The organism is Glutamicibacter sp. 0426, from assembly GCF_001906485.1.
GTDB classification, from domain to species: domain Bacteria; phylum Actinomycetota; class Actinomycetes; order Actinomycetales; family Micrococcaceae; genus Glutamicibacter; species Glutamicibacter nicotianae.
Genome location: NZ_MPBI01000003.1, coordinates 163585 through 176169 on the forward strand (window position 1 = coordinate 163585; position 12585 = coordinate 176169).

Here is a 12585-nt window from a genome sequence, read left to right on the forward strand (position 1 = left end):
TAGACGAGTCTAGCCCACCTGCTTGCGCTCAGGAATTCTCATTGAGTTTTCTTGCCAGCGCGCCGAGTCGTTGGACCAGCTCGGCAAATCCCGCCTCGGGATTATTTGCCACGACCACTTGTGCATTCGCCGGTTTGCCCCACAGCCCGCGGAAGTCAGCCACTGTCGTACCAAAGAGCAATGGTGAATCTGTTTCTACGTCCACCGTTGCGGGGCGGGTCTCGTAGTCCAGCGTGCCGGCGGCAACGCCAGCGGCAAAGAAGTCGTGCACGTGAGCGATGTAACCTTGGTCGTATTGGCGATGGAATTCGAAGTAGAAACGCAGGGCGTCGGAGAGATAGCGCACCAGTGGATTCGAGGACTTGCTTAATGTCCCTTCTGGATCGCTAGCCTGGACAATTTCCGGTTCAGCGCATCCAGATTCACTGGAGAGCTTTTTCAGAAAGTCGGGCTGCATTTCAAAGCGCTCCGTAGTGTCCAAAGAGCAGACAATCGGCAATTTCGAGGAATCCAATCCTTCTTCAGCGGCAGCAGTGTACGCAGCAAAGACTTCCTTTGCGGCATGCGGGTCCACGTGAGTGTTCCATTCGGCCGTAGGCGTGGTGTTGCCCTGGTAGTAGAAGGCACCGCCCATGATTACTACCTTGCGCAGCAACCAGGGAAGTCGTGGTTCGCGGCGAAGCGCAAGGGCGAAGTTGGTCAGTGGCGCGGTGAGGAGGACAGTCAGTTCGCCCGGGTTGCCCCTTGCAGCTTCGATCCAATAATCGATGGCGTCGAGAGCCATGGGCTCTGGGTACATTGGGTCTGGAAGGGTCGCGTAGCCAACGCCTTGCGGACCATGAGTTTCCGGCGTAGTCACCAAAGGAATTTCTAGCGGTTCGCGCGCACCAATGAGCACTGGAATGTCCGACTTTGCGCAGAGCGTAAGCAAGGCACGATTATTCGCTGCGACCTGCCCGACATCGATGTTGCCCGGAGTACAGGTGACAGCTTCTATCCGAATATGGTCGAGCGAGGAGAGGTACGCCAGCGCCAAGGCATCATCTATCCCGGTGTCGCAGTCGATCAGGAGTCGACTCGACGGCCGTTGGTAGGCCTCGTCTGCAATTTCGAGCTTTCCCGGCACGTCATTCCTCATCTTCCTCACTGCAAAGATCTAAGCAGATAGTTCTCACTGTCATGGAAATAACCGCCACATTCTCAACGAGCAACTGCATTCGCTGATGTGAATACGCTGACCGGCATCTCTCGATGCAACTTCCACGTGATGGCGATGGGTTTGGAACCTTCGTGTTTCACATAATCGACTGTGCCCAAGCATGTGAACGGCAATACCAGCCCGTCAATGTCCCTCGCGGCGTCTCTGGTGAAAAGCAAGATATGCGAAGCATGCTCTTTGCGGTTCAAGTAGCGTTTGCCGGTAGGGCTGGTTGGGCTGGTGGCGTTCTGTGATTCCCAGTGAAATAATTGCGGGCTGATCGCATAGTCCTTGTATAGGGTATTTGGATTGTGGACGGATTCGTCCTTGTCCAGCGTTACGAAGAGCGCGTCGGTATTTGCCTGTGAACACCATGCGACCCCTTCACGGTGGTTGACTCCCTTGCCAAGTTCCAACGATCCGTATTCAAGTGCTGCTAGAATCTCAGAGCGCCAGTATGTGGCATGCGAATACAGCGGGATATGCTGCAGTCCGAGCGGGAGTCCCCTTGGTGCGTGCGCTCCGCGGTCCACACCTCTCGCAAAGGCAGCTCGCAGCTCTTCAACCAGGTATCCGTTTGCACGAATGCGATCTAGTCCCTGGTCGTAGGTTTCAAACCCGCCTCCGTTATCCCAGAAGGTATAGAACAGCATCCGAGCAAATATTTGCACTCGCGGTTCCAAGTCGGCATAACGTGGGGCGCTAGTTGAAAGCAGCGCCGAGTACGCATCAGCGCGCTCTGCATCGTCAACATGGAGGAAACGAGTTACCCGTTTAAGAAGTTCATGTTCTTCATTTAGTTGGTCGACACCGATTCGGTTCAGCTCTTCTTCCCAAGGAGAACGCGATGAGATCAGTCCTGCTCGACGAACCAATTCAGTCCACGAATCTCCCGTTTTGCGGTAAATATCTTTGACATCTCGTCCGGACGCGGCGAGGTAGTCGTCCATGGCAGTCAGCCCATGCGACTTAATTTCATTTACCAATGCCGGCTTGTTGAGCTTTAACTGAGATCGAATGTTCTCTAGCACGATCGCGCGCGCCACGCGGTCGAGCATTAGCTGGCACCCCGAGGGAAGTCCGGGCGCACCGTCATCAATGATGTGCTCCAATTTTTTGCGCGGAACATCCAGCAAGGCACGAAACTTCACGTCGAAACGGAACTCCCGACGTTGTTGGCCGATGAAGTCCAATACCGTAAGTACTGCCTTGTCGTCTGCGCGCCGGAGTCCACGGCCGAGCTGTTGCAGGAAGATCGTGGAACTCTGAGTGGGACGTAGCAAAAGAATGGTGTCGATCTCCGGAACGTCGAGGCCCTCGTTAAAAAGATCGACGGCAAAGATGCAGTTCAGTTCACGGGCACGTAGTTTGGCTAGCGCTCCCTCGCGTTCCTCGGTGCTTGAAATTCCGGACACCGCTACCGAAGGGATTCCTGCCTCGTTGAAAACCTTGGCCATGTAATGCGCGTGTTGGACCGAGACACAGAAACCCAGTGCACGCATCGCGGACGTGCTGACCACCTTGTCGCGCAGTTCGTTGATGATCTTCAGTGCACGCATGTCATTACCTGTGTAAACATTACTCAGCTGTTCCAGGTCGTAGGAACCGCGCTTCCATTCGATTGCGGTGAGGTCGACGTCGTCTGCCACCCCGAAATAGTGGAAAGGAACCAGGAGGTCTGCGTCCAAGGCATCCCACAGGCGCAGTTCCGCGGCAATTCGACCGCCGAAGTAGGTGTCAGCCACATTGACGCCGTCGCCACGTTCGGGTGTTGCAGTGAGTCCCAGCAGTTCGATGGGCTTCAGGTGCTCAATGAGCTTGCGGTATGAAGATGCTTCGGCATGGTGGAATTCATCGATCACCACCACATCGAATGCCTGCGGGTCGATCCTGGAAAGTCCGAAAGCGGCTAAGGACTGGATACTGGCGAACACGTGCTTCCAGGCTTCCGGTTTTTGTCCATCCACGAACATCTCGCCAAAGGAGCCCTTCCCCAGTACCTTGCGATACGTTTTGAGCGATTGCTCTAGGATCTCCTTGCGGTGAGCCACGAATAAAAGGGTAAGGTCCCGGCCAGCAGCTTCGCACAGTCGCTCGTAATCCAGCGCCGCGAGTACGGTCTTGCCGGTCCCCGTTGCAGCAACCACCAGGTTTCGGTGCTCGTTGCGGTTTGTGCGGGCGGCTTCGAGTTCTTCGAGCATTTCCTTTTGGTGCAGCAGCGGAAGCACTTCCAGCCCGGTGGATCCGAGCATTCGTTCCGCCGTCGTTCCGCCCGCCCGTTTCAGTGCAGCGTCAAGTCGCTCTGCGTCAGTATCGGGATCGTATGGAACGAAGGCGTCGTCCTCCCAATAGCTGTCGAAGGTCATCGAGAATTTTTGCAACAGACTTGGAGTTGCCACGCCAGAGAGTCGAACATTCCATTCAAGGCCGTCGAGCAGTGCCGGTCGGCTCAGGTTGGAGCTTCCAACGTATGCAGTGTCAAACCCTGAATTCCGGTGGAACATCCAGGCCTTGGCGTGAAGCCGGGTCGCATTGGTCTCGTAGTTAATGCGAACTTCGGCACCGAAACGGCGAACCAATTCGTCGATTGCGTGACGTTGGGTGGCACCCATATATGTTGTGGTGATGACCCGGATCGGAATGCCGTAATCCTTGAGTGTCTCCAGCGAATCGGAAAGCAACCGGAGACCTTCCCATTTGATGAAGGCACACAGCAGATCGACTCGATCGGCCGAAGATAACTCGGCTCTCAGCTCGGCAGCCAGTTGCGGGTCTTCGCGGCTATTCGTGAGTAGGGCAGCCGAGCTTAGCGAGGTCTGCGGTCGTTTGAATGACCGCATCCGAATTGCATCGTCGCGTTGCAACTCCAAAAGTTTTTTCGGGCCCGGTAGAACATCCTGTGAATGACCAACCATGTCAAGTATCTGGTTGGACAGGTCAATCATTTGATCCGGCGTTAGCGCGCCCAACCGCTTCTCAATCGCGCGCCCAAGAAAGCGGGCCAGTTCACCCGGGGCGTTCTCGGGAACAATCGGTTCCACTGTCCGCTTGTAGCCGGACAATGCCTGAAGTCGCCCTGCTAGGTGGTCGGTAATAAGAATCTCGAAGATTCCTTCACCCAAGTCGAACGTATTTAGCTCTTCCCCGATGTCCATGTTGCCAGGTTACTCGACTCATAGGACGATTTGCGGCACTGAAGATTGCACTCCGTGGCTATTGCACTCCCCGTTAGCACTGTTTCAACTGGATAGGAGTGAAACTGCAGTAGTTACGATCGAGATTAGACCGCGAGGCAGGAATCTTGCGATAAATTATCAACGTGCCACTATCTATTCGCGAGCTCTTTGCCGCTGCAGATCTAAATCCATCCGGCGTGGTCCAATGGGGCGAGCTGGCTCTTCCAAACGTTCCGGGTGTTTACTGTGTCAGTTGGTCCGTCGATGCGGAGGCCACACGCGTGAACAGAGATATTTATGTTCCTTCGGCGTCGGCCTACACCGATCTATTGTCAGTCTGTCCCAGGACATCCGTTGATGGCGTTCTCGCGACGCCAAGCACATTGACCGAACGGATTGGACGCTTCTGGATCCCTAACGAACCAGTCCTCTACATCGGCATGGCTGGCACTTCAATCCGGACCCGAGTTGGACAGTACTACTCGACCAAGTTGGGCGCTCGCGCACCACACGCTGGTGGCTGGTGGTTAAAGACTCTTGAAAGTCTTGATCAGTTGTACGTGCATTTCGCATCTTGCGACGAGGTCTCGACTCGTGAACAGTCCATGCTCGCTGCCTTTGCCACCAGCATCGATCCCGGGCATCGCCGTCATCTGTTTGATAATGAGAGGGTGGCACCATTTGCCAATATCGACGTAGGCAACGGCCTCCATAAGCGCCATGGCTTGTCGAACTACAAGGTCCCGCGTAATCAGCGTCAATCGTTGGTTACACAGAACCCATTGATGGTTCGTCTGCCGAATCAATAGTCCAGTCGCAACCAGTGACAGACAAGGACCGCATGCGGAGCGAACTTCGTATTCCTTTCGAAGCCAAACATGCATTTCCTGATGTGACTACCAAGCTCCAGGTCGTCCTCGATGGTGTGCACGTCGATGTCCTTTGGCGGCCCAATGGGTCTCGTTCCGGAACTATTGGAGTGGGCGCTGCGTACATGCGAAGACTGCGGGAGAGCGACGAGCCGCTTCAGATCAATGTCAACAATAGAATCTACACCATCTTGCGTAAGTAACCATAAGCCGGCCTGCACGGACAGAATATCAACTGACGTCTGTTCCGATCCCAGGATTGGTCACGCTGCCGCACGATGGCCATTTCGTTTTGCCGGGCGCCGAACTGGCGCCTGCAGCAAGTCTCGAATCTCCTCTACCTCCAAGTCGAGTCCAGCAGCTTCGGTCCGATTTCGAGGGCGCTGAAATCATTTCAATGGATGAGCACCAACAGATAATCCACCAGAGCACCGGGCAACTCGGAGAGAACTTTCGTTTGCCGTTCCCCCGAGAAGTTATGGCAATTCTTAGCCACATCGACAGGAGTGGGCGGCGGGTCGAGTCGGCTCGGCTCGCAGCTTGGACGATTGTGAGGAAGACACATGGATCGGCAAGCTTTCGAGCCACCAGATCTATGGTGGCCAGTAGGCACCAAATGTGACCATGTGGTTATCTTCAGAGCGAGAAGCAAGGTTACTAAAGCGAAATGGTGTCTACGCGATACGAGGGGCATAAAGTATGGAGGTGACGTGGATCAAAACCGCTGGTTGGAAGTTAGCCCGTCGCAATTCGCCCGCGAAACCGTGGGCCTCAAGTACCCTAAAGCCAAGGTGCCGTCCCAGAGACTCTTCGGGAGTCTCCTCGAAGACCGCTAGTTCCTGACGATACAGCGATCAGCGGCCTGACTGCTTCCGAACATGCGAATAACGACCGCGTCGCTGACCGAGCCGATGAATGTCATTTCCCCATACTGGTCAGGCGCGCAACATCCGGGTAATGCCGCTGGACGGACCGTTTCGCAGGCCATCCCGCGGCCAGCTAAGAATTCCGGCTACAACGTAAGTCGGTGCACGAACATGCCGTTCCAGGTGCTTGGATAGAAACCATGAAAATGGATTTCTACTCAGAAGATGTTTGGCCGCACATCACCGAAATTGTTGACGGCTCCGGCAAGATTCACGCCGCGATTGCATTCCTGGGGAACGACGCACCGGACCGACTACCACTCAAGGCTGGCGATGTACTGCTGGTCAATGCACGGGCCAACAATGTATCTTCACGAGCCACCAGCCCATTCGCAATCGAGCGATACATCGACCGAGGCGTCAAGGTTTACAGCTCAGAACGCCTTCATGCCAAAGTAATTGCGACAGACAAGCACGCTATCGTCGGATCAGCCAATGCCTCCGCAAGCTCTGCGCGATCCTCTGAAGCCATCATCGTTACTGACAGCATAAAAAATCGTAGAAGCGTCAAGGAGTTTGTTCTCCGCGAGATCGATGACCATGGAATGAAAATAACCCAGGAGAAGCTGGCAGATCTCAAGCGTCTGTACAAAGAAGGGAAAGCAATATCCGGAATCACCGGAGTCAACACGTCGAAGCCACTGGTTACAGGCTTCCCATGGGCGGTCGAGAACGTGTATTTGGTGACGAGGTACGACGCAGACCTAACGGAAGAAGAGCAGGACGAGATCCTCACCGGCACAACGAGACCCACCGGCTTCAACCTTGACGTCATGCAAATCGAGAACGCCGACGACGCGTACAAGTGTGGAGACATCGTCATATTCTGCGACGATATGTACATTTATCCACCGATCAAAATCGACAGCGGCGTGGTCTTTGTAAACGACGAAGAATCGAGAATGGGGCAGGTAACTCAGCAGAGAAGCAAGGGGATGAGGGTCCTGAAGCGATCAGGATTTTCGCCTCGGTACGTCACGGATACGGAAAGCTTCGATGATCTTATGGATCTTCTGGACGAAGCTTCCGGTCACCTGAAGCTTTCGGGCGGTCGCCGTGATGCAATGATCCGAGTTTGGTTCCCTGAATTCAAGGAACTGTCAGCCCCAATTGAATAACATGGCGTTACTGGCCGACCTTTTCCTCGGCTATTTCCCCCATACGGCGGCCATTCAAATCTCGTGGCGCCGGCTCCCGTTGCGGCTGAGGGCTCTGCGTTAGATCCGTGGTGGACTGCGCGCCTGCTGGTCATCGATTGAGCATGTCTAGCGCGTCCCGGATGCGGATCCCCGGACCGGCATGCAGCTGGCTTTCGTCGACGACCGCCGGTCCCTACTCGCCGATTGTCTAGGCGATCTGGTAAACGGTCGGTAGAGTCCGCCACGTCAGTTCTCGGCCTTCTTGTAATTTTCGATTTGCGACTCCCAATCGCAAGCCTTGGGAAGGTCTCGAAGAGTTGCGCCACCAAGATACTGACCACGACGTCATGGAAAAGTGTGTGACTTATACAGAATTTTTTCGAGCATGGGCCAAGTTAGCGACATTCTGCACCCGCTCCAACAGCCGTTCTGGACTCAATGACAGGTCCAACGGAAAGTGCACGATTTCCTTGTTTGTATTTCTGACTTTCACGATTCTGGGGCTTCCAGCACCTGCATAAAGCAACCATGCCCTCGGCACGTCCAAAGCAGTGCAGTACGCAAGCATCTGGTACTCATCTGCGTTTGAGTAGCTACCGAACTGTGAAGCTTTGTATTTGGCGTCGAATACAACCCGGGGTATGCCAGCCTCGCAATAGACGGCATCAACGTACATGGTCGTACGTGGTCTTTCCCCTTGTCTGGGCTCATCCAAATGAGCTTCGAACTGAGCGTGAACAGTCCCCGGAAAGAAACGCATGGACTCCTTTATCGCTGTCGTCACGAAATCTTCAAATACCTTCGCCATGTCCACAGCAAATGAGCTCATCCTGCTGCGTCCCTTGCCCGACTCTACAGATAGTCCATCACGAATCAGGGCGGCCATACGAAGCGCCGGAATATAGTGGGCGTTGGCCCTACTTTCTTGCCATTGCGGCCATGGAGCAACCCGAGGGAGAAGTTTCACACCATCGAGGTTCCGGTCCAAACGCGAGAGACGTTCCCGCACCGCAGGAGGCACCGCGGTAAGATCGAGAACGATTCTTATTGCGGTCCGAAGTATCCGGTTCTCGGCGATGTCCTTCGTGAAATCGTCAAAGGTGACTTCCAACGGAATGGGAAGTCCAAGGTGTCGTGAGATCTGGTCTCCAACACGGATCTTGCCACGAAGCACTCGCAGTGACTCCTCCACGGTGACGTAGCTAGAGAGCGGCCCGCGTTGCAGGGCTCTCTCGCATTGTCGTGCAAAAGAATGTGCGATCGCCGCAAAAAAATCTGGTTCCTCCACCGCGTCCGTGTCCGCTTCACTAAAGCCCGGGTCAGCAGCGTAGCCGAGCATGAACATCAGCCGACTCAGGCCCACCTTATCTTTGGGACGAACCTCAATCAGCAGTTCCCCCACCTGCACGGCGCCCACCATTCCCGTCGGGCTGATGTCCCAGCCGCCGCACCAGGCACGAGAAACATTAACCAACTTCGAGGCCCGCAGCATTTCAGCGTCGTCCTCGCTTAGTTCCACGGATCGAGGTGTGGTTTCGAGCTCGTGAAATGTCATGGGTGTACACACGTCAGCTCAAGCCTTCTTCAATTACTACTGTCGACTCGACGGCAGAAACTTCGCGGTCTTCATCGCTCGCGACGAGCTTCCTGGCTTTCTTGCGGATGCTGGACAGACCGAACCGACTGCGTACTTCGTCTCGACTGAATCGTCCAAAGTAGTGTTCCTCCAGCAAGGGCAAGAGTTCGTACTTCCAGATCCGTTCCAAGCCAACATCACTCTCGGCATGATTCCCCATGAAGTACGACGGACCGATCATCAAATCACGGTCCGTTCCTTCGATTTCCAAGTTCAACGCCCTGAGCAGATCAGCCCGCAACGAAGGTTGCCCCGTAGCCTGAAGGAATCGATCGAGCATTCCCTCAATTAGGCCATCCTGGGGATGCAACTCAATGAAGGCGAAACGACGGCGGATGGCCGCATCGATCATCGCTACCGATCGATCCGCGGTATTCATTGTTCCAATGATGAATAGATTCGGTGGAAGCTTAAATGTCGATCCGGGACTGTATTGAAGGTTGATGCTCTGGTCTCGGTATTCAAGCAGGAAGTAAAGCTCGCCGAAGATCTTGGCCAGATTGCCGCGGTTCATCTCATCAATTATCAAGAAGAAAGGCTTGTTCCGGTTCCCCTCTGCTGATGCTTCTGCCGCAATGCGTCGCAGTGGTCCAGGCTCCAAAGCAAATCCCAATTGGCCGTTGTCGGCGGCAGACGGACGATAGCCTTCAAAGAAGTCTTCATAGGCGTAGGAAGGGTGAAACTGGACGACCTGGACATGGTCAGAGTGTTCCCCCGTCGCCAAAAACCTGGCAAGTTTGCCCGCGAGGAAGGTCTTTCCCGTTCCCGGTGGGCCATAAAGAACAATTTGTCTGCGAGTACGCAACATCTCCACGACCTCTTGCAGCTGATCCCTCTCGATGTGGATTGAAGCGGCAAACGTCTGGTCAATCTCGGACAGGAGTTCAGGTTGCGTGGCGGGCTCTTGTGCAATCGGGATTTCAGGTTCCTCGGATTCTTCCGCTTCGCCGGTTTCGGAGAGAAAAACCGTCAAGTCAGATAGTGCCGCCGTCGCGTCAACAAACGGTCCCCGTTCGTCAAAAATTCCAAGGACGAGCTTACCTGCACGGTCAGCAGGGAGTTCTACTAGTTGCCAGTCCACGTCGCAGGCCAGATGCGCCGGCTCGTCAGCAACAAAACGGACTTCGGACTCAACGATTCCAACAAATAGTTCATCACCGCGACGGGTGAATACCACGTCCCCCACCCCCATCAAGGTCAGGAATCGGTGGAATGCGTGGGCGCTTTGCTTCCGTTCCGCATAATCAACGTGGTCATACCCCAATTCCACGGCGCGCTGAATCTGTGGCAAAGTACTTCCCGGTTCCACTTCGCCGAGGTGAGTCGCCTGCAGAGAGATCTCCCCGCGATCCAACCAGTCGTCTAAGAGCTGCTGGCTCCCCTGCTGTTGCCGAACCAGCCAGGCCCTCTGTCCTGCCTTCGTCGACGACTTCCTCAGCCAGTCGTTGATGAATAGTTCTCCATACCAATCAACACGGTGGCCTGCCTTGGAATTGTGGATCTTGTGGATAGCAGCAAGATCGTTGGCAATTGATCGTTGATCCGAGCCACTTTGACCGCCAATTTCCCAGGCGTATGCCTCGAGAAGTAATTTTCGATGGTTCTGGCTAACCACCGGTTCGAAGAAGTTCGGCCACATCATGTATTCGACCGCAAAACGGACACCTTGTATCCGATCGTCCACCGCGTCGGTGATTGCGCCGAATGCATCCGGGCCAGCCAGGGCTTCTTCCAATACTTTTTGGGGCTGCGCACGCACCTGCAGCACGAAGCGGGCAAGCCAAACGAAATTATGCCATTTCCGGCTGCTGTAGCCCCGCCCGCCGTTGAAAGCCCCAGAAGATTTCATCCCCTTGAGGATTTCATCAGGTATCTGCGTATCGGCATTCACCCAAGACAGAATCAATTCGATGTGGTCCTGCTTGGTATCACTCCTAACATTGACGAGCGGCAGCTGAGTGAGGGTCATCAGCTCGGCAGCCAGAACAATAACGGCGGTTTCGGCCCCTTCCAGCTGGGCTTGCAGCTTGACCAAGAAATTGCCCGTGCCACCGTCATAGTTGTCGAAAGTCCTGCGGAGCAGTTCCGTCGCGTTGTGTTCAGTCCACGTCGTCTGGTTCCAGAATGGAGAAGGTTCACCACGCAGGCCTCGTTCGAGGATCATTTGGCCAGCTGATTCCAGTTCTGGCGCGGGCCCCCTTCGGTTCGTCATCATCGATTCATCGGCACTGAACTCATTCAAGATGTCTCCCTGGTTACTAGCTTGGCGCTGCGGTCTTGAGAAACACTATATGGCAGGGAAACAGCTGGCTCAGCGAGAACGCGGAGCATCGGTTACGGTGTGCGTGAGCCAAATCAATACGACTAGGAGGTTCCATGCCGTTCTAATGTCTCGACCACTCTGGATCGGTGGTCGGCAAGTCGAATACGTCGCTACCTGCGGCGGATTCTGCTCCGATGACCGCTTCGCACACGATTCCAACTTAGGTAGATTCCGACTCTCGGCTATCGCTATTCACTGAACATTGGTAACCCTCAACTCTGGAGCGTCCAAGTCCAAATGAGCCGTGATGCACCCGTGCGAACTTGAACCCTTCGCTATTCGTGCTTCGAGCGCCCCAACCTTGATCGAGACCTTGGAAGATGCGGACGATTCCAGTGCCAGGACGAAGGTCACCTCGGCTTCGGCCAGCCTGATGATGACTTGTCATGGTCCTAGCTCGGCGATCCGACCCGCCAACTCCATAGGGTCGTCGCTTGGCCCCACGGCGATGGCTGCTTCCTCATCCCCGGCAAAAACAATGCCTGCCTTGGCCAGGATGGCGCCCAGTAGGCCACCCCGGCTTTTCTTCACTCCACAGTGCCGCACGGTAGTCCAATTCGAAAAACACCAGCACTCCAGCGGCATTGCTGTGTAAGTTCTGCTGCGCAACATGGCCGAATCGTGCGAAGTCTCAAACCTAGAGTTCCTTTTAGTCTGCGGCATGGAACATGGCATCGATGGTGGTTTCACCGCGTCCAAACACGCTTGAAAGACCAGCTGCGGCATTCAGCCTGTCGTGCTGCGCCCATCCGGCGACTCGGCAAGGCACACTCGTCATCGACGAGCTGCTCAGGGCAAAAGGCCCTTACCCGGTGGCGTCGAGGAACTGCGCGGTCAGCCGTTCCAGGGTGCGTTCCATATTGGGCCCGGTGCTCCGGGTGAAGCCCATCAGCCTCAGCAGCCATTGGTGCCGCACCCGGCTCGCGTCCCAGGTTTCGCTGACCAGCGTCCCTGACCCGACAGCTTCCAGCTCGTAGCGCCACCGATGCCCGCTGAAGTGCCGCCAGGCGATCTGCCGGTCTTGCTCGAATTCCACCACGGTATTGCTGATCCGGTAGGGGACACCCAGACGCATCTGCATGCCGAACTCGCTGCCCAGGTTGAGCTTACTTCCCTTCGCGTTCGAGGACCGCACCGTTCCGGAGCCGTCGATGACCGGGTGCATGGCCGGATCCCTGAGCAGTTCGAAGATCTCTCGGGGCGCGGCAGCCACGAAGCGGCGGCGGGTTTGCAGATACGGGGATGGACTCATCAGCCCATCCTAGGCAGCATCTGATCCCGTGCCCGGCAGCCGGGCCTATCCGCAACGATGTTATTG

The 12585-nt window shown here is 55.4% G+C and carries 7 protein-coding genes; 2 read left to right on the top strand and 5 right to left on the bottom strand.

Annotated features, from left to right (window positions below; genetic code table 11):
- Window positions 1–28: 28 nt before the first annotated feature.
- Both BKX98_RS09115 and BKX98_RS09120 read right to left on the bottom strand, forming a co-directional pair.
- Complete coding sequence (locus BKX98_RS09115; RefSeq protein ID WP_233125322.1) at window positions 29–1126, bottom strand: nucleoside hydrolase; 1098 nt, start codon at window positions 1124–1126, stop codon at window positions 29–31.
- A gap of 74 nt (window positions 1127–1200) precedes the next feature.
- A complete protein-coding gene (locus BKX98_RS09120) occupies window positions 1201–4353 on the bottom strand; it encodes a DUF3427 domain-containing protein (RefSeq protein ID WP_073706984.1) in 3153 nt (1050 codons plus the stop codon).
- A gap of 164 nt (window positions 4354–4517) precedes the next feature.
- On the opposite strand from BKX98_RS09120, the gene BKX98_RS16830 reads away from it, so the two are divergent.
- Together BKX98_RS16830 and BKX98_RS09135 are read left to right on the top strand one after the other, a co-directional pair.
- The gene (locus BKX98_RS16830) at window positions 4518–5183 is read left to right on the top strand and encodes a hypothetical protein (protein WP_143181079.1); all 666 of its coding nucleotides are present in this window, start codon (window positions 4518–4520) and stop codon (window positions 5181–5183) included.
- Window positions 5184–6309: 1126 nt separating this feature from the next.
- Window positions 6310–7287: a hypothetical protein gene (locus BKX98_RS09135; RefSeq protein WP_073706987.1), complete on the top strand. Its 978-nt coding sequence runs from the start codon at window positions 6310–6312 to the stop codon at window positions 7285–7287.
- Window positions 7288–7672: 385 nt separating this feature from the next.
- Here the strand turns inward: BKX98_RS09135 and BKX98_RS09140 are convergent, their stop codons facing one another.
- From BKX98_RS09140 to BKX98_RS09155, 3 genes are all read right to left on the bottom strand, one after another.
- Window positions 7673–8863 (bottom strand): McrC family protein, encoded by a 1191-nt coding sequence (locus tag BKX98_RS09140; protein ID WP_073706988.1) that lies wholly within the window; start codon window positions 8861–8863, stop codon window positions 7673–7675.
- Window positions 8864–8876: 13 nt separating this feature from the next.
- Window positions 8877–11108 (bottom strand): AAA family ATPase, encoded by a 2232-nt coding sequence (locus BKX98_RS09145; RefSeq protein ID WP_073706989.1) that lies wholly within the window; start codon window positions 11106–11108, stop codon window positions 8877–8879.
- Window positions 11109–12072: 964 nt separating this feature from the next.
- A complete protein-coding gene (locus BKX98_RS09155; RefSeq protein ID WP_083586722.1) occupies window positions 12073–12519 on the bottom strand; it encodes an SRPBCC family protein in 447 nt (148 codons plus the stop codon).
- Window positions 12520–12585 lie beyond the last annotated feature (66 nt).

Bases quoted from the DNA above. Each gene is read 5' to 3' on its own strand.
- BKX98_RS09135 (WP_073706987.1), top strand. From the start codon at position 6,310: ATGAAAATGGATTTCTACTCAGAAGATGTTTGGCCGCACATCACCGAA.
- BKX98_RS09140 (WP_073706988.1), bottom strand. From the start codon at position 8,863: ATGACATTTCACGAGCTCGAAACCACACCTCGATCCGTGGAACTAAGC.
- BKX98_RS09145 (WP_073706989.1), bottom strand. From the start codon at position 11,108: ATGATCCTCGAACGAGGCCTGCGTGGTGAACCTTCTCCATTCTGGAAC.
- BKX98_RS09155 (WP_083586722.1), bottom strand. From the start codon at position 12,519: ATGAGTCCATCCCCGTATCTGCAAACCCGCCGCCGCTTCGTGGCTGCC.
- BKX98_RS09120 (WP_073706984.1), bottom strand. From the start codon at position 4,353: ATGGACATCGGGGAAGAGCTAAATACGTTCGACTTGGGTGAAGGAATC.